Consider the following 18,306-nt stretch of genomic DNA (forward strand, 5'->3'; position numbering starts at 1 on the left):
GTTGCGGGGCTTTTCGGTTTACCCGCCCTAGCGGATCTGGTGTTTGTGCAGCAACCGGTAGAACGTCGGCCGGGAAACCCCCAGCACACGGGCGGCGACACTCAGGTTGTCGCTGTGCCGGTCGAGCACATCGCACAGCGCCTGGCGTTCGGCGCGGTGCTTGTAGTCTTCCAGTGTAGCCATCGGCGGTGAAATTGCCTGTTCACTCTGCAATCCCAGATCAACGGCTTCGATCTGGCGCCCTTCAGCCAGCACCAGGCCACGGCGCACGCGGTTGGCCAGCTCGCGCACATTGCCCGGCCAGGCGTGCTTGGCCATGGCCACCAGAGCACTCTCGCTGAAACTGCGCGGGCGTCGGCCCGTCTCCTGGCTGTAAAAGCGCGAAAAATGGTTGGCCAGCATCGCCACGTCGCCATGGCGTTCGCGCAACGGCGCCGTCACCACTTGCAGGACGTTGAGCCGGTAATACAAGTCTTCGCGAAAAGCGCCCCTTTCAACTGCGGCCTCCAGGTCGACGTGGGTCGCGGCCAACACCCGTACATCCACGGGAATGGGCTGGCTGCCACCGACGCGCTCGATCTGTTTTTCCTGCAGAAAGCGCAGCAGGTTGGCTTGCAGTTCCATCGGCAAATCACCGATCTCATCCAGGAACAGCGTGCCGCCGTGGGCCGCTTCAATACGCCCGACCTTGCGCTGATGGGCGCCGGTAAACGCGCCCTTTTCATGGCCGAACAATTCGGACTGGATCAAGTGTTCCGGGATTGCCCCGCAGTTGATCGCGACAAAGGGCTTGGCATGGCGCTGGGACTGGCGGTGCAACGTCCTGGCCACCAGTTCTTTACCCGTGCCGCTGTCGCCACGGATCAACACCGGCGATTCGGTGGGCGCCAGCTTGGACAGCAATTTACGCAGTTCACGGATCGCCCGGCTGTCGCCCAGCAGCTCATGCTCAGGCTCATCCACCAGGGTGTGGCCCTTGCCGCGCAAGCGCGCCATGCCAAAGGCACGGCCCAGGGTGACCTGCACCCGGGCGACGTCGAAGGGCAAGGTATGGAAGTCGAAAAACCACTCGCAGACAAAATCACCGACGTTCTGCAGTCGCAGTACGTCCGGGCTGAGCACGGCAATCCACTCGGTGCCGCTGCGGCCAATCAACTCCTTGACCGCTTCGGGGCGTTCCAGGTGAGAGGGTTGCAGGCGCAGCAGGCCGACATCACAGGACCGCTCGCCGACCCCTTCCAGCGGGCAACTGTCGACCGCCCAGCCGGCCGCGCGCAAACCGGGCAGCAGGTCATGGCAATCGTCACAGGGATCAACCACTAGCAACCGACGTTGAACGGGAGGCATACCCATGACTGTTCCTTGGCGTCAAAATCGTTAAAGTTATTTAGAAACAACAGTTTGTGACGTCTGCTCGTAACCCTAGCAAGATCTTGACGCGACGCTTGTACGATTTCGCTATAAGTGCGGGCAAAAAGCCACTGGTCGGTGTTTTCAACGAAGAAAATTGCGAACCTTGGAAACTTTCATTCAGCTTTCAAAACAGCCGCTTACATGACGTCAATCACTAAAATCCGAAAATAGTTGTTCTAACATGTGACCCGTACCCCGCCATCGTGCATCAGTACAAGTAACCCGCCGCACGGTCAGCCCAACCGCCGGCAGTCACTTGAATGGGCATTTAGAGAGACGACCCACATGAACGCCCCGCTCCGCATCAACGAAGCTCTTTTGATCGCAGACCGTGCTTTCCAACCCTTTCAGTGCGTGGCCTGGCATGACGGCAATGGCGCCCTCAGCCTGAGCGTCATCGACCGCACCAATACCCGCATTGGCAGCCAGCAACTGGATGCCGGCGTCTATTCCGATCCAACTCAGTTGGAAAACTTGCTGTTGCAGGCTCGTGCCGAGCTGGACAAGAGCGGCTATCAATTGCAAACCTGGGCCATGCCGAAGTAATTCAACGCACCGTTGAGCTGACGTCTTCGGTGAAGAACACGGTTTCGGCAACTTCGTGATCAATGTTCGAGCGCAGGGCATTGATCAGAAGTTCCCGGTTAGACGCGTGGTCTTTCATTTTTTGGTAACCGATGTTCCGTTGGGCATAACGTTTAAGATGGCCACGGATAAAGTGGTAACCAATATTGCGCGCATCTTGCGTCCTATAGTGGAAGCGGGCCAGCCATAAGGGCCGACCGGTGGAGGTTTCGTTCACCACAAACTCCCGAACCAATGGACGCACAGATGGCAACTCCAGCACATCCACCTTCTTCGACTTATGAGAAATCTGCAGCAATCCTTCCGACGTGGGCGAATACCTTAGAATCATCCGGTCACGCACCGCCGAGGCCTGCTCCATAAACTGCAGAATCTCGTCATAGAGCTCGCCGGGGGTGTGCTTGAAGAATGCCAGCAGGTCCTGATGCTTGGGTGAAGCCACTGGTACTTTGAGCGCGTCGATAAGCAGGTCCCGTTGCTGGCTCATACGTTTGATCGCGTTAATCCATTCGCTGCGTGCCCGACGAGCCGATATCCTGGGCATGGATTCCAACTCGGAAATCAACCCGTACTGACGCCTGGCATCTCGCCATAGGCGTTGCGCCTCACCGCCGATCACCGCCAACGACTCAGCGACATCGACCGACTCGGCCTGCGGCTGGACATTTGGCTGCATCGTCCATACCGGTGCCTCTTTGGTCCCCAGGCGCTTGAAGGTAAAGGCACGTCGATCATCGAACGGTTCCAGCAGATCAAGATATTCCTGTTTTGCATCAGGTAAGGCAGGGCTGCGTCGATTGCCGATCACCGCCCCTTCAGCAACCTCATCAATCAACATCTTGGCGCTGTTGCGGACTGTACCGGAAATCGCCTCCAGGCTGGCCTCCTCATACTGCCGATACAGGTCGATCAGTTCCTCCTCCACCGATAGCTGCAATTCTTTGACATAGGCGCGAAATCTCCCTAACGCCCGGGGGACGACGTACATTGGGAAGGGACTCAACTGGTAAGCCAGGCGGTGATAGGCCAGCACCAACGCGTCCAGCACGTCATTGGCGACCCGCAGTTTCTGGTCCAGATTGAAACCGCCCGTGGTATACAACTCCCGATAGGACAGCAGCTTCATGCTGCATAGCGTGCTGACCTCCTGAATCAGGTTCAGCGTCGCGTCCCTGGCGACAGTGACCCGCCCATCAAAACATTGCAAGGCCAGGGTACGCAGGTGCAGTTCCCGCCACATCATGGACATGCGCCGACCCGCCCAGTCCGCAGTGTCCAGCGCGGTCACTGCGGTATCAACGACCTTACCGGTGCGCTTCATTTCTTCAAACTGAAGCTCGGCGTCCCGGCACGCTTCAATCGCATTCAACTGCAACGTCGCGTAATCAGGTAATTTGGCTGCAAAACCACGCCAGGTCTTGGCGTCCAGAACCACGACACTCAAGCTCTGTGCGTCGAACGCCTCGGCGTTGAGTTGATCCTCATGGAGCAGTAACGCGCGTTTACTGGCGAGCAACAATGCCCTGTTACGCCGGGCCTTGACCGCACCTGCGCTGAACCGGTTGTACAACGCACTGTACTCTCTGACCAGCTTGAGCTGCCGCCGTCGGGTGAGTGCCTCCATCAAGGCCGTAGAACACCAAAGCGTCGCATCCGCCCTGGCCAACTCATCCTCGATCAACTCCCGAATACCGGGCTCGGCAGTTCGCACTTTCAGCGCCTGCAGCGTAGCGCTGTCGGGGAAGCTCAGGTCTGCAAACTGCAGCACCAGTTTGTCGTACTCCTCATCGAGCGTCTTGCGTCGTTGCTCATCACTCTTAAGCTGCGCCAGCCGTTGTTTTTCCAGGTCGAGGGCTTCCTGAAAGTCGTGGGGTACTGCCGTCTCCGGTGAAAATGACCAATCTCCCTCGGCGTCGGACACCACTTGCGGTCCCAGGCGGTTTGCCAAGTCATCGTTCACCACGCGCGTGATGCCATCGTGCTCTTCAACCTTGAACATGTCTCCATCGATGCTTACGTACAGGCTTCCACCCGCACGGAACAGGCCCCGTTGCTTACCCGTGCTGATGCGTTCGGCAAACGGCGGCACCCTGACCTTGTACAACGCCAACTCCGCCAAACGAATAACCGACAGCCGTCGGTACAAACCACTCCACAACTGCTCCAGGCCAGGGTCCCCCCGCACCAACTCCTGGGCACTGCGTACCGTCGGCAACTGAACCGTTGGCGTCTGCATACGGCTGGTCTGGCCACCTTCGGACAGATACTCCGGCGGCTCACTCCAGCTCATTTCAATGCTTTGCTCCAGATCGGCGCCCTGGGCCAGGTCGAGCAAATCATCCGCCTTTGATCGCCCTGCAACTTTGGTGGAAAGGCGGCCGCGACTGAGCAGCAGCAAACCGATATTCAGCAGCAGGTCCGCCACGCTGGAGACCTTGTCTTCGGAGTCCTTGTCACCGATGCTACTCAGGTCCTGCACCACCGACCACACCAGAAACAGCCAGCCCAACGCCCTTCCCGCCGGGCCGCCATAAAACGTCAGCAGCAGAAGCAGGCCCACCCCTAACAGCCATTTGATCCAGCCCCAGAAGGCATCCAGTTCGGACGACGTCGACAGCTCCGTTACACTCAAGACGGTCTCAACGCTGCTCTCGAACAGCGCCGTCAGATAGTCCCCTTTGACGTCCATATCGGCCAACGTGACGCCCTCAACAGACCACAACGACCGGTTGAAGTCGACCCGCTGGAACGCCGCAAGACTCGGCGCAGTCAGGTCCGGCACCAGGTAGCGCGACCGCGCCGATTCCGGCAACCAGGCCAACACCTGAAACTGCAACTGACCCGGGCTGGCAATAGCAGCCAGCAGCGCATCCCCCGTGGCGAACTCGATGAATTTTACGGCACACATCGGCCGATAGAGGATCTGCGGGCCTTCGCCAAGGCTGCGCGGCCCGATGATGAACATGTTGCGCACTTCATCAGGCGCTTCACTCACTGCCGGCTTGAAGGCTAAAGGGCGCAGCACTACCGACTCGGTGAAAGCAGTGCGCGGTTGAAAAATGGCCGCCACGCTCACATAGGCTTTGCGGGAAAACGCCTGTGGGTACTTGAGGTGGTATTCGAGCGCCAGCATGGGCACCTGCAGGCGTAATTGCTCAGTAAAACGCGCCTTCCGCCAGAGTACCTCGCTCGGGTTGTCCTTGAATTTCTCTTTGATCAACCGACCGTACCCACCCCGAATGTCCGCACGCCCAACCAGGCTTATAGCGTCACTGGGCGTGAGCCACACCGCCGGGTGGCCGGGGGCTGTGGTGAGTGTGACCCGACTCGGATCAAGCTCCGTCAACGCCAACCATGAAAACTCACTGAGGGTCCAGGTGCCATGGGTGTAAAGCGGCGGCAGTTGCCACAACAACCCGGGCTGCGCGTGCAAGTCACGCTCATCGAGTTCGATCATCACCTTGATGCGATCAGGATCGATCACCGGTCGGTCCGGATAGTCCTCGGCCAATTGTGCCGACAGCGCCTGACGGGCGTAATCCAGCAACGAGGGAACGCCTTCGTCAAATGGCCGCCAGTCAGGTTGCCGGATTCGCTTGGCCAGGTCGATGGCATAGCGGCTCATCTGCCATTGCAGGTCGACGGGGGCCTGCAGCAGCCAGCCGGGCAGCGCGTCATACAGGCGTTGCATGAGCCTTGAGCCGATGGGCGCGCTGTCAAAGTCATGGGTGATCACCTCGACTGCACGCGCCAATACGTTCTGCGGCTTGGGTATCTTGGGTATGGACCGGACCAGCGGCAATACCGCCTTGATATCGACTAACTGCTTGGCCAGGAAGGTCAGGCTGAAACTTTGAAAGATGTTCCCGGCTGGTTGGTACAAGCGCCATTGCATCGAATGGCCTGGGGTGATTTTACTCATCAGGTTGACCAGCCAATCGCCCAGTTGCGCCAGGGAGTCGAAGCGCTGGATGCCCCTGGACAGGGTGAACAGCAACACGCTGGTGCGCTCGCCGTACTGCTTGACCAACACAAGCCCGCGCAGCATCTCCAGGTTCGTCGCCCCCCGCTCGCCCCATTGATCGATGATATAGGCGTGCCCATCGACCGGCTGGAAGCGCGAGGTCGGCAACGAACGGCTGACCAGGTTGATCACCGTGTCAAACTGGTGCCCGGTCAGCGAACTGTGGATCGCCACATCCAGCAGTGCATTCCTGAGGGTATCGGCCAGCCACAGGTAGCGAATGGTCTGATCGTCGCCTGGGCTCAGCCAGTAATCCACCAGCGCCTCCTGATAGCGCTCGAGCAACACCGGGCCTTGCTGATTGAGCATTCGCTCGACATGACGGATATCGACGCTCAAAGGCAGCGGCAAACCGGCGGCGTCGCGCGCGATGGAGTGGTCTTGGGCAAAATCGACGAACCGCCCCGTCGCGCACCACTCGATCAGCGCATCCGGCAGGTTTTGTGCGTCATGGCGTTCAATGGTGTAACTGCCGTTGTCATAGCGATACACCGGTCGCAGCAATATCGGCTCGGTGTGATTGATGGGCAGCCAGGGATACTGCACGCCCAAGCTGTGTTGCACCACGCGCAACGCAACCTCCCGCAACGACGGGGGGTCGGCAAAATGTTGGAGGATGTTCTGAGCAAGCTCCGCGCAACGCTCGCGACAGGGAGGAGTAGACAGGGCGACCATGGGACATTCCTTGCTGATGAAGCGCCCCGCCATAGCGGGCGCATTAAGTCAGCTTCCATTGTCGGCGCGGTGCCCCGCCTCATTGCTGTATCTGTCTATCGCACGACGTCGGTGCCTTTGCAGCCCGCCAGGATAAACCGCTCGATCGCCTCGGCAGCCCCCTCCTCGACGTTACTGCCGGTGACCACACTGGCCTGGCGCTTGACGCTTTCTTCCGCCTGCCCCATGGCAATCGACAACCCGGCCACCTGGAACATCGCCGGGTCGTTACCGCCATCGCCGATCGCCGCAGTCTGCTCCAGCGATATACCCAGGTGTGCGGCCAGGGCCTTCAAGGCTTCGCCCTTGTTGGCCAGCATCGCCGTCACATCCAGGTAAACCGGTTGCGAACGCGACACCTGGGCCAGCCCCTGTACCTTGGGCTGCAACTGTGCTTCCAGCTCGACCAACCGCTGGGTGTTGTTGCTCGCGGCGACGATCTTGTCGATGCGATCGAGGTAGGGCTCGAAACTCTCCACCACCACCGGCCCGTAGCCCAGGCCATCGGCTTCGCGCTGCACCATCGGCCCGGGCGGGTCGCGGCGCAGCCAGTCACCATCGGCAAACACCCACACTTCCACGTCCGGCTCGCCGGAAAACAGCGCCAGGGTGACCAGCGCCGCTTCCGCCGGCAAATGGTGGGCAACCAGAATGCTGCCATCGGGGTTGATCAGCGTGCCACCGTTGAAGCCTGCCACTGGCACATCGATACCGAACGTTTCGATCAGATGCAGCATGGCCTTGGGCGGACGCCCGCTGGCCAGGCTGAAGAACACCCCGGCGTCACGCAGCGCATGCACCGTATCGACGGTGCGCTGGCTGAGGCTGTGGTCGGGGTGGAGCAAGGTACCGTCCACGTCACTGAGGATAAAACGGATGGGATGAATCGCTGCATCACTCATCCGAGGCGGTGCCAGGTGCGGCCATCGCGGGCCAGGAGCGCGTCGGCGGCGGCCGGGCCGTCTTCACCGGCCTTGTAGGCCTGGATGCCGTCGTCTTCCTTCCAGGCATCAAGAAACGGCTGCACGGCGCGCCAGCCATTTTCGATGTTATCGGCACGCTGGAACAAAGTCTGGTCGCCGGTCATGCAGTCATAGATCAGGGTTTCGTACCCGGTCGACGGTTGCATTTCAAAGAAGTCCTTGTAGGCGAAACCCAACTGGATATTGGCCATGTCCAGGGTTGGCCCGGGCTTCTTCGCCAACAGGTCGAACCACATGCCTTCGTTCGGCTGGATCTGGATTTTCAGGTAGGTGGGCTTGAGTTCGTCGACTTCGGTGTCACGGAACTGCGCATACGGGGCCGGCTTGAAGCAGATCACGATTTCAGTGTCGCGCACGCTCATGCGCTTGCCGGTGCGCAGGTAGAACGGCACGCCGACCCAGCGCCAGTTGTCGATCATCACTTTGAGGGCGACGAAGGTCTCGGTGCTGCTGTCAGGCGCAACGTTGGCTTCTTCACGGTAGCCCGGCAGTGGCTTGCCGCCGATTTCGCCGGCGGTGTACTGCCCGCGTACCGAGTTGGCCCGCGCATCCTCCAGGGACCAGGGGCGCACAGCACCGATCACCTTGGCCTTTTCACCGCGTACCGCATCGGCACCAAAGGCTGCGGGCGGCTCCATGGCCACCATCGCCAGCAACTGGAACAGGTGGTTGGGCACCATGTCGCGCAGGGTACCGGTCTTTTCGAAGAAGTTGCCCCGGGTTTCAACGCCGACGGTTTCGGCGGCGGTGATTTGCACGTGGTCGATGTAATGGTTGTTCCAGAACGCTTCGAACAGCACGTTGGAGAAACGGCTGATCAGGATGTTCTGCACCGTTTCCTTGCCCAGGTAATGGTCGATGCGATAGATCTGCTTCTCGCTCATCACCTTGAGCAGGCTCGCGTTCAGCGCCTCGGCGGTGGCCAGGTCGGAGCCGAAGGGCTTTTCGATGACCACGCGACGGAAGCTGTCGTCGGTTTCCGTCAACAGGCCTGCACTGCCCAGGCGTTGCACCACTTCACTGAAGAAGCGCGGCGCGGTGGCCAGGTAGAACACCGCGTTGCCGGTACCGCTGTCGGCAATCTTGCGGCCGATGTCGGCGTAGGTGCTGTCGTCGAGGAAGTCGCCCTCGACGTAGCTGATGCCCTTGGCCAACTGCGCCCACAAGGCGGGGTCCAATGCGTTGTCGGCATTGCCCTTGACCTTGCTCGCCGCTTCGGTGCGGATGAAGTCTTCGAGTTTCTTGGCGAAGTCGGCATCGCTGATGGCGTTGTGGTCCACGCCGACAATGCGCAAGCCATCGCCCAGCAGGCCGTCACGGCTGAGGTTGTACAGCGCCGGCATCAGCAGGCGCTTTACCAGGTCACCATGGGCACCAAACAGAAACAGGGTGGTGGGCGGAGCGGGTTCGGCCTTGGGTTTCTTGCCGTTGGCGGTCATTTTTTGGAAGTCTCCACGTGACCACCAAAGCCGAAGCGCATGGCAGAGAGCATTTTGTCACCGTAAGTGCTCTGCTGGCGCGAACGGAAGCGGGCGAACAGCGAAGTGGACAACACTGGCACCGGCACAGCTTGTTCCATGGCGGCTTCGATGGTCCAGCGGCCTTCGCCACTGTCGGCCACGGAGCCCGAGTAACCGTCGAGTTTCGGGTCGGTGGCCAGGGCATCGGCGGTCAGGTCCAGCAGCCAGGACGAGACCACACTGCCACGGCGCCAGACTTCGGCGATGTCGGCGACATTCAGGTCGAAACGCTGGTCTTCGGGCAGGTTTTCCGAGTTCTTGGTCTTGAGAATGTCGAAGCCTTCGGCAAACGCCTGCATCATCCCGTACTCGATGCCGTTATGGATCATCTTGACGAAGTGCCCGGAACCGGCGGGGCCTGCATGAATGTAACCCTGCTCGGCACGCGGGTCGGCGCTGGAGGAACGGTCCTTGGTACGCGGGATATTGCCCAGGCCCGGGGCCAGGCTCTTGAAGATAGGATCAAGACGCTGCACGGTCTCGGCGTCGCCACCGATCATCATGCAATAGCCACGCTCCAGACCCCACACGCCGCCGGAGGTGCCGACGTCGACATAGTGCAGGCCCTTTTCCGCCAGGGCCTTGGCCCGGCGCACGTCGTCCTTGTAGTTGGTGTTGCCGCCGTCGATGATTGCATCACCGTCTTCGAGCAGCGTGCTCAATGCGTTGATGGTGTCTTCGGTGGGCGCGCCCGCCGGCAACATGACCCACACGGTGCGCGGCTTTTGCAGCCCATCAACCAGCGCCTTGAGGTCGGAAACGCCGGTGGCGCCCTCTGCGCTCAGGCCTTTTACAAATGTTTCGTTACGGTCGTAAACAACGGTGGTATGCCCATTGAGCATCAGGCGCCGTGCAATATTCCCGCCCATGCGGCCTAGTCCGATAATCCCCAGTTGCATGTGCTGATGCTCCTAACTACTAAAAAATGTGTGACATAGTTTATAGCGCAATGCGGCTAATGAGGGTTAGTCCAGCGCGGATACCGCTAGTTTCATGGAAAAAAGTTGCCATCGTTTCAGCATCACGGCACAAAAAGTCACACGACCATCAAAAATAAAAAAGTTCCATTGCCCGCAAAAAGAATTCAGAATTGTCTCCGACTGCTGCCGAGAACCTCGACTCAAGCGTTCTGGCACACCGCGACACACCGGCTATTTGCGAGGTAAGCAATGAGCACTGCACAGATGACACGTCCGCCACAGACCCTCTACGTCACTATCCGTCGCGACGAGTTGCGCCAGTTGAAAGACGAGCGCGAACAGCTGCAGCAGGAAGTCCTGCGCCTGCGTGCCCATATCATCCAGGCCCAATTGGACCAGCCCGCCGGTGCGCAACCCGCGCTCTGCTGAGCCGCGTCATCGCTTTGTAAGATAACCGCTACAAAAATCTCACAAAGTTTTCACATGCCTCTCCCGATACTCCAGCCCCCAAGGGCCACCCCATGCAAGGGTGGCCTCCGTTGCGTGCAGCCCTGCGCGTCAACTGGAAAATCATCGGGTTGGAGCGCTGGATGGCGATGTTCAAACGCAGCACCACGTCTGCGAAAGGCTTTGATTGGGCTGGCCTTGGCTGGCTGTTCTTGTTTTTCTGGTACTTCTCGGGCATTACCCAACTGCTGATCCAGCTGACCGGAACTTCCGGTTTCAGTGGTTTTCGCCAAGCGTTTTTCATGAGTGCGCTGTGGCTTGCGCCCATGCTGTTGTTCCCCAGCCGTACACGACTGCTCGCCGCCTTGATCGGCGCAGTACTGTGGGCGTGCTCCATGGCCAGCCTGGGTTATTTCTTCATCTACCAGCAGGAATTCTCCCAAAGCGTCATCTTCATCATGTTCGAGTCGAACATCTCGGAAGCCGGCGAATACGCCACCCAGTATTTTGCCTGGTGGATCGTGCTGGCGTTCATCGCCCATACCGCCTTCGCGGTATTCCTGTGGACGCGGCTGCGCCCGGTCTACCTGCCTCGTGGCCAGTCGATACTGGCGGCGGCAGCGATTGTGCTGGCGGTGGTGGGTTATCCGCTGGTCAAGCAGATCGCCACCAGCGACAACATGGAACAAGCCATCGATCGTTTTGAAACCCGTATTGAACCAGCGGTGCCGTGGCAGATGATCGTCGCCTACCGCCGCTACACCGAGCAGTTGGACAACATGCAAGGCATGCTCGACAGCGCCAGCCAGATCCCGCCCCTGACCAACCTCAAGGACACCATGGCCGGCCAACCTTCGACCCTGGTGCTGGTGATCGGCGAGTCCACCAACCGCCAGCGCATGAGCCTCTACGGCTACCCGCGCAACACCACGCCGGAGCTGGACAAACTGCGCGACCAACTGGCGGTGTTCGACAACGTCATTACCCCGCGGCCCTACACCATCGAGGCGCTGCAACAGGTGCTGACCTTCGCCGACGAAGAAAACCCGGACCTTTACCTCAAGACGCCGTCCATCGTCAGCGTAATGAAACAGGCCGGCTACAAGACCTACTGGATCACCAACCAGCAGACCATGACCAAGCGCAACACCATGCTCACGACCTTTTCCGAACAGGCCGACGAACAGGTGTACCTGAACAACAACCGCAACCAGAACGCCCGCCAATACGACGGCGACGTGCTGGCGCCGTTTTCCAAGGCCCTGGCCGATCCGGCCGAGCGCAAGTTCATTGTGGTGCACTTGCTGGGCACCCACATGAGCTACCAGTATCGCTACCCGCCGACCTTCGACAAATTCACCGACCGCCAGGGCGTACCGGCGGGCATCAGCGACGATCAGTTGCCGACCTACAACAGCTATGACAATGCAGTGCTGTACAACGACTTCGTGGTGTCGAGCCTGATCAAGGACTACGCCAAGACCGATCCCAACGGCTTCCTGCTGTACCTGTCGGACCATGGCGAGGATGTCTTCGACTCGATTGGCCACACCACCCTGGGACGTAACGAAGGCAAGCCGACAGCGCCGATGTACACCATTCCGTTCATGGCCTATGCCTCACCGAAATGGCGCGAAACCCACGACTGGAGCTTCGCCGGTGACTTGCAACGGCCCTACTCCAGCTCGCAGTTGATTCACACCTGGGCTGATATGGCCGGTCTTAGCTTCAATGAACTCGACCGTACAAAAAGCCTGGTGAGTGACAGCTTCACGCCGCGCCCACGGATGATTGGCAACCCTTACGAGCGCCAACAGAAGCCCCTGATCGACTTCAGTCTGATCAAGCCGAAAAAGGCCAGCCCGACCGACGTGGTGCTCCAGGAAAAACCGGCCTTGTAACAGAAAGATAACAATCATTCTCGTTTAAGCCTAAAGATCCCCCTCTCCTTTCGTCTTTGAACCAAGGCCATTCCGACCGGAAAGGCCGCAAAGACGACAAGGAGTCTTCCGCGATGTTCGCGCCTTTCACCCGTTCCATGACGCTTACCATCGGCCTCTTCAGCGTGGTGGCAAGCCCCGATCTACTGGCTGAAACCGACCCCGAAAACAAAGCCCTCGAGCTGCGGGCCACCAGCATCACCGCCGAAGGCCTGGGTGCCACCACCGAACACACCGGGGCCTACACCACCGGCTCGATGAGCACCGCCACGCGGCTGAACCTGTCGGTCAAGGAAACCCCGCAATCGATCTCGGTGATCACTCGCCAGCAGATGGATGATTTCAATCTCAATACCTTGACCGAAGTGCTGCGCCAGACCACCGGGGTCAACGTCCAGCACAACGACTCCGACCGCGTGTCCTATTCCTCTCGTGGCTACGGCATCAACAACTTCCAGATCGATGGGATGCTCAACACGTTCGGCTACATGAAGTCCGATTCCGACACCATCATCTACGACCGCATCGAGGTGGTTCGCGGTGCTACCGGCTTGACCACCGGCGCCGGTGACCCCTCGGCCACGGTCAATATGGTGCGCAAGCGCCCCACCGCCCAGTGGCAGGCGAAAACCGGGGTGAGCGGTGGCAGCCATGACAACTACTACAGTTTCGTGGATGTCGGCGGCCCGTTGGCGTACGACGGCAAGCTGCGCGGGCGTACAGTGCTGGCCTATCGCGACAGCCAATCCTTCCGTGACAACTACGCGCTGCAGCGGGCAGTCGGCTACGGCATCCTTGAAGGCGACCTGTCGGACGACACCGTGCTGGCGGTCGGTTTTGATTACCAGGACAAACAGGTACAGGGCACTTCCTGGGGCACCGTGCCCTACTGGAACAGTCAGGGTGGCAAGGCCGGACTGTCACGTTCCACCAATATGGCAGCGCACTGGAGTTCCTGGCCGCTGACCGACAAGACCACCTTTGCCAGCCTCGACCACCACCTGGGCGGCGACTGGCACTTGAAGGCGGCCTACACCCATCGCCAGAGCGACACGGATGGCAAGGTGTACTACGGCGGCGCAGGTTTCCCCAACGACGACCGCAGCGGCATGATGGCCTGGGCCAGCCATATGCGCGGCACCTCGAGAATGGAGGCGATTGACCTGAACCTGGCTGGCAGCTATGCGCTGCTGGGCCGTGAACATGAACTGATGATGGGTTATGGCGAAGCCACACAGCGGGACGTCTCGCCGGTAATGCGCGACAACATCCCGGACGGCTACTACAGCATCGAAGACTGGAAATACATGGGCGGGATCGGCAAGTTTCCCGACACCGTGACCGGCCTCAAGGGTGAGCACAGCAGCAAGCAACAGAAAGCCGGCTACCTGGCCACGCGCCTGAGCCTGACCGAGCGCCTGCATGCGGTACTCGGCAGCCGTTATGGCAGCTGGGAGCTGGAAAGCGCGGCGCCTGAATACACGGCCAATGACCAATTGCTCAGGGCCAACAAGACCCGCCAGACCCACAATGATATGTGGACGCCCTACGCCGGGCTGCTCTACGACATCACCCCGGAGTACACCGTCTACGCCAGCTACACCGACATCTTCAAGCCGCAGAGCCTCAAGGACGTCAGCAACAAATACCTGGAGCCCGTGGTGGGCAGCAACTATGAAGTGGGGCTCAAGGGGAGCTTGTTGCAGGAGCGCTTGAACGTAGCGGCCGCCTATTTCTGGAGCAAGCAGGACAACGTCGCGGAACGGGATGACTCCGTACCGCCGAACCCGATCACGGGCGAGGAGTACTACAAGTCAGGCGGCAAGGGTAACAAAGTGAGCGGCTTCGAGCTCGAGGTGGCCGGCGAGGTGATGCCGGACTGGAACCTCACGGCCGGCTACACCTATACCCACTCGGTGAATGGCACGGACAAACGCAACAACACCGGCCAACCGCTAAACCTGCTGAAGGTTTCCAGTGCCTACCGCTTACCCGGTGCATGGCGCAACCTGACGGTAGGCGGTGCCGTGAACTGGCAGAGCGATATCCATGAATTCGGCAACCGGCCAACGGGGGCCAGTGACAGCGAGGGAAATCGAATCACCACACGGGCAAAGATCACTCAGCAGGCCTACAGCGTGGTCAACCTGATGTCCCGCTACCAGTTCGACGAACATGTTACGGCATCGCTTAACGTCAACAATCTATTTGATAAAAAGTATTACGAGCGCGTTGGTTTTTATAACGGCGTGTATTGGGGTGACCCACGCTCGATCACCTTGGCATTGGACTGGAAGCTGTAGGTTTTTTTAACCAAAAGTTAACGAAATTGTTAGCTTTTGGTTTTTCTGGCGTTAATTCCTACTTAATAAACTCCCTCCACACTCGCCCCATGAATCTGATCAAGGACAGAGCGGATACCGATCACACTTACCGGAAACACTGCCATGAAACTCTCTACCCTGATACTTGCCAGCCTGATGACCCTGACCTCCGCCGCCGCCTTTGCCGAAGGTGGCTCGGAGCGTTCCAAGGCGTTCTACAAGGACTTTACCTTCGTGCAGCAACAAACCCACGGCACCGCTGAACAAACCGCGCTGGCCGATGGAAAGAGCGTGAAGAAAGAAACCGCTGACAAGTCCGCTGCCGAGCAACAACCAAACACTTGATGTAACCGTAATACCCTTTGCCATCCCGCTCCTTTGGCCAAGGTCAACTTTGGCGCCATTCAATGGCGCCTTTTTTTGCCTGTTATTTATTAAAGCGGTTTTTTCCAGAACAACATGCGCCCGTGGGCCGGGTCAAACTTCGAGTCATCAAAACCAAACTTGCGATACGCCGCTTGAGCCACCGCATTACCCTCCAGTACCTCCAGGGTGATCTTGCAGCAGCCACGCTGACGGGCGATTTCCTCGACCTTTTGCAGCATTTTCTGGCTCAGCCCCAAACCACGGAATGCATCCATCACCACCACGTCGTGGACATTGACCAAAGGACGGCAGGCAAACGTGGAAAACCCTTCAAAACAATTGACCAGACCCGCCGGTTCTCCCCCCACAAACGCCAGCACGCTGAACGCATGGGGCCGTTTGGCCAGCTCGCCCGGCAGTTGCTCCAGGAGGTCGGCGGGCAGGCTGTGACCACCGCCCATCGGGTCCTCAGCGTAATGGTTGAGCACGCGGCCGATGGCGTCGGCATGCACGGGGTTGGTGTAGCTGGCTTGCAGCACCAGGATGTCTGGGGTGTCCATGTCCTTCCTCGATCACGATTACAAGGGATTCGGCTCCCTGTGAGGGGCACGATTGTAAGCGTGGAGCGAGCGCCAGATGAAGGAGATTAACTACAAATATGCGCATGAATACGCGAACGTTGCGTGGTTGAAAAAGCGCAATCAGACGATTCCTGGATTTTTTCGTACGGGCGTCAGCCGAAACGCTGCAACTGCATTTCTTGCAGGCGGCTGAGTGTCCTGCGAAAGGGAAACGCCAGGTAGCCCTCGGTATAAAGTCGCTCCAGCGGCACCTGGGCCTCGATGAACAGCGGTACTTTACGGTCGTAGCACTCATCCACCAGGGCGATAAACCGACGCACGCTGTCATCGTGCACCGACAGCGCCGGCAACTCACGGTCGCCGGCCACTACACGCTGAACGCCATCCTCGGTGCCACGGGCAATCCGGCCAGGACGCTGTTGCGCGCTGAGGTTGGGGACTTCGCCAATCAGGATGGCCTTGAAGCGATCGCACAGCAGCATGAAATCCATGGCCGCCAGCGGTTGTTCGCACAGGTCGGCGTAACGGCACCAGAGCACGGTGTCGCTGGACTGCACGGCGACGATGGCGCGATGCCCCACGACAATCGGCCCGCTGCGGGTTGGCTCGCCCTGGGCCAAGCGCTGGAACACGCACGCCAGCGCTTCGGGTTGATTGACCCAGTAGCGCTGGAGTCCTACACCCGGATGCAACCGGTGATCCTCTCCCCCATCCACCGCAACCACATGCATGTGCTGCTTGATCGCTGCAATGCCCGGCAAAAAGCGCTCGCGGTTGAAGCCATCGGCATACAGCTGGTCAGGTGGTTGGTTGGAGGTGCAGACCATCACGACGCCTTCTTCGAACATCACCTGGAACAGCCGCCCCAGGATAATCGCGTCACCGATGTCATTGACGAACAATTCGTCGAAGCACAGCACACGCACTGCCTGGCTCAGTTCCCGGGCCAGGGCCTGCAAGGGATCGTGGGTGCCGGTCAGTTGGAACAGACGCTGATGCACCCACTGCATGAAGTGATGGAAATGCTGGCGCCGCGCGGGCACTCGCAGGCTTTGATAGAACTGGTCCATCAGCCAGGTCTTGCCCCGCCCCACCGGGCCCCACAGGTACACGCCAGTGATCGGCGCATGGCCGTGGTGCAGGGCTTCGTGGCAGGCTTGCAGAGCGTCCACCGCGCGGCGCTGGGCAGCGTCGGCGACGAAACCCTGTTGGGCAACGGCGTGTTGGTAGGCAGCGAGGGGCGTGTCGAAAGTCATGCCCGCCAGTATGAACTACAGCGAAATATCCAGCCGCGAAATGTTGCCCTGCTCGTTCAAGCGAAAGGTGTAGCGCAGCTCCAATGGGCTGCCCGGAAAATTGCCGGACACGATATTGCTGACCAACACCTTGCCGGTACGGTGTTGCACCTTGAGCACTTCGACCCGCGGCTGATAACGACGCCCGGTGTCTTCCATCCAGCGTGCAATGGCGGCGGCGCCCACCTGGTGCTGGCCTTCATCGAACACATTGGCATCCTCGGCAAAACACTGGGCGATAGCCGAGGTGTCACGGGTATTGGCCGCTGCGATATAGGCCACGATGGCCGGCGCCAACTCAGGGATAGACATGGCACAGCTCCTTTCTTGGTGATTTGTAGTGCCATGCTAAGCCAGGGTCGTGTCAGTTTTTGTCAGGAGTGAAGGGACCGGATTCATTCTGTTCCATCAGCTTGCGCCAGGCCCGCAGCCAATCGCTGCGCCGGCCCGGGTAACGTTCACCAGGCACCTCGGCACTCGCCACGCGGTCGGTGCGAAAGGTGCGATAGGCTCCGCGCAACTCACACCAGGCCACGATCACCCGTACTTCATTCAGAAAGCCCAGGGCCAGGGGCCAGATCAGCCGTTGGCTCTGGGTCTGGCTGGCGTCGGCGTAATCGATCTGCAGCTTGGCCTGGTTGCGAATGGCCTCGCGAAACACATCGAGCGACACGCGGTTTTCCGGGTAACCAAACCCCGGCGGGCCAGGCAGCAGTGTCGGGTTGCGCAAGGCTTCCTGGGCGGCGGGATCGAGTACATCGGCGATCTTCGCCAGGGCATTGGCCGCGGCGCGACTGAGCACCTCGTCGCCACGCTGGTCGACATAACGCAGGCCGAGCACGATGGCTTCGGTTTCCTCGGCGTTCAACATCAAGGGTGGCAGAAACAAGCCACTGCGCAACACATACCCTACCCCCGCCTCACCAAAAATCGGCGCGCCCAAGGCAGTCAATTCGGCGATATCGCGATAAAGCGTGCGCTCGGACACCTCCAACTGCGCCGCCAGCACGGCAGCGGTCACGGGACGTTTCTTGCCCCGCAGGGCCTGGAGCAAAGTCAGTAGACGAGTGGTTCGCGACACAGGAACGCCTGCCGAGAATAGAAAAGTGACGCAGCTTAACAGAGCCCCCTGTCAGAAAACGTCAGCAGTAAAAAAGCCCACCTTGACCGAATACATTACCAAGATCATATTAA

14 protein-coding genes are annotated in these 18,306 nt (G+C 59.6%); 5 read left to right on the forward strand and 9 right to left on the reverse strand.

Annotation, left to right across the window (positions count from 1 at the left end; all coding sequences use genetic code 11):
* Positions 1-27: 27 nt before the first annotated feature.
* Positions 28-1,353, reverse strand: coding sequence for a sigma-54 dependent transcriptional regulator (locus tag K5K89_RS17315; protein WP_222539893.1), 1,326 nt, complete (start codon positions 1,351-1,353; stop codon positions 28-30).
* A 345-nt stretch (positions 1,354-1,698) separates the two neighbouring features.
* Here K5K89_RS17315 and K5K89_RS17320 point away from each other — a divergent pair, with 345 nt between their 5' ends.
* Positions 1,699-1,959: a hypothetical protein gene (locus K5K89_RS17320; protein ID WP_071490646.1), complete on the forward strand. Its 261-nt coding sequence runs from the start codon at positions 1,699-1,701 to the stop codon at positions 1,957-1,959.
* A 1-nt stretch (position 1,960) separates the two neighbouring features.
* Here K5K89_RS17320 and K5K89_RS17325 read toward each other — a convergent pair whose 3' ends face one another.
* From K5K89_RS17325 to gnd, 4 genes are all read right to left on the reverse strand, one after another.
* Positions 1,961-6,730: a dermonecrotic toxin domain-containing protein gene (locus K5K89_RS17325; protein ID WP_222539894.1), complete on the reverse strand. Its 4,770-nt coding sequence runs from the start codon at positions 6,728-6,730 to the stop codon at positions 1,961-1,963.
* A 62-nt stretch (positions 6,731-6,792) separates the two neighbouring features.
* Positions 6,793-7,638, reverse strand: a complete 846-nt coding sequence (locus tag K5K89_RS17330; RefSeq protein ID WP_071490648.1) for a Cof-type HAD-IIB family hydrolase — start codon at positions 7,636-7,638, stop codon at positions 6,793-6,795.
* Entirely contained in the window at positions 7,635-9,158 is a 1,524-nt protein-coding gene (gene zwf, locus K5K89_RS17335) for a glucose-6-phosphate dehydrogenase (RefSeq protein ID WP_071490649.1), read from the reverse strand. The genes K5K89_RS17330 and zwf overlap by 4 nt, the downstream gene beginning before the upstream one ends.
* The gene (gene gnd / locus K5K89_RS17340; RefSeq protein WP_222539895.1) at positions 9,155-10,138 is read right to left on the reverse strand and encodes a phosphogluconate dehydrogenase (NAD(+)-dependent, decarboxylating); all 984 of its coding nucleotides are present in this window, start codon (positions 10,136-10,138) and stop codon (positions 9,155-9,157) included. The genes zwf and gnd overlap by 4 nt, the downstream gene beginning before the upstream one ends.
* Positions 10,139-10,408: 270 nt before the next feature.
* On the opposite strand from gnd, the gene K5K89_RS17345 reads away from it, so the two are divergent.
* The 4 genes from K5K89_RS17345 to K5K89_RS17360 all read left to right on the forward strand — a co-directional run bounded on the left by K5K89_RS17345 (position 10,409) and on the right by K5K89_RS17360 (position 15,215).
* Positions 10,409-10,588: a DUF6026 family protein gene (locus tag K5K89_RS17345; RefSeq protein ID WP_255337132.1), complete on the forward strand. Its 180-nt coding sequence runs from the start codon at positions 10,409-10,411 to the stop codon at positions 10,586-10,588.
* Positions 10,589-10,749: 161 nt separating this feature from the next.
* The gene (locus K5K89_RS17350; protein ID WP_093127750.1) at positions 10,750-12,507 is read left to right on the forward strand and encodes a phosphoethanolamine transferase CptA; all 1,758 of its coding nucleotides are present in this window, start codon (positions 10,750-10,752) and stop codon (positions 12,505-12,507) included.
* A gap of 113 nt (positions 12,508-12,620) precedes the next feature.
* A complete protein-coding gene (locus tag K5K89_RS17355) occupies positions 12,621-14,849 on the forward strand; it encodes a TonB-dependent siderophore receptor (RefSeq protein WP_222539896.1) in 2,229 nt (742 codons plus the stop codon).
* A gap of 144 nt (positions 14,850-14,993) precedes the next feature.
* Positions 14,994-15,215: a hypothetical protein gene (locus K5K89_RS17360; RefSeq protein WP_071490652.1), complete on the forward strand. Its 222-nt coding sequence runs from the start codon at positions 14,994-14,996 to the stop codon at positions 15,213-15,215.
* Positions 15,216-15,304: 89 nt separating this feature from the next.
* Here K5K89_RS17360 and K5K89_RS17365 read toward each other — a convergent pair whose 3' ends face one another.
* From K5K89_RS17365 to K5K89_RS17380, 4 genes are all read right to left on the reverse strand, one after another.
* Entirely contained in the window at positions 15,305-15,796 is a 492-nt protein-coding gene (locus K5K89_RS17365) for a GNAT family N-acetyltransferase (protein ID WP_222539897.1), read from the reverse strand.
* 173 nt (positions 15,797-15,969) lie between these two features.
* Positions 15,970-17,073 carry a cell division protein ZapE gene (gene zapE / locus K5K89_RS17370; protein ID WP_222539898.1) on the reverse strand — a complete coding sequence of 368 codons (1,104 nt, stop codon included), beginning with the start codon at positions 17,071-17,073 and terminating at the stop codon, positions 15,970-15,972.
* Positions 17,074-17,088: 15 nt separating this feature from the next.
* The gene (locus K5K89_RS17375) at positions 17,089-17,424 is read right to left on the reverse strand and encodes a nuclear transport factor 2 family protein (protein WP_222539899.1); all 336 of its coding nucleotides are present in this window, start codon (positions 17,422-17,424) and stop codon (positions 17,089-17,091) included.
* A gap of 52 nt (positions 17,425-17,476) precedes the next feature.
* Complete coding sequence (locus K5K89_RS17380; protein ID WP_071490656.1) at positions 17,477-18,193, reverse strand: helix-turn-helix transcriptional regulator; 717 nt, start codon at positions 18,191-18,193, stop codon at positions 17,477-17,479.
* Positions 18,194-18,306: the final 113 nt, after the last annotated feature.

Origin of the sequence: Pseudomonas sp. DR208, assembly GCF_019823005.1 — a bacterium.
In the GTDB taxonomy this organism is placed as follows: domain Bacteria; phylum Pseudomonadota; class Gammaproteobacteria; order Pseudomonadales; family Pseudomonadaceae; genus Aquipseudomonas; species Aquipseudomonas extremorientalis.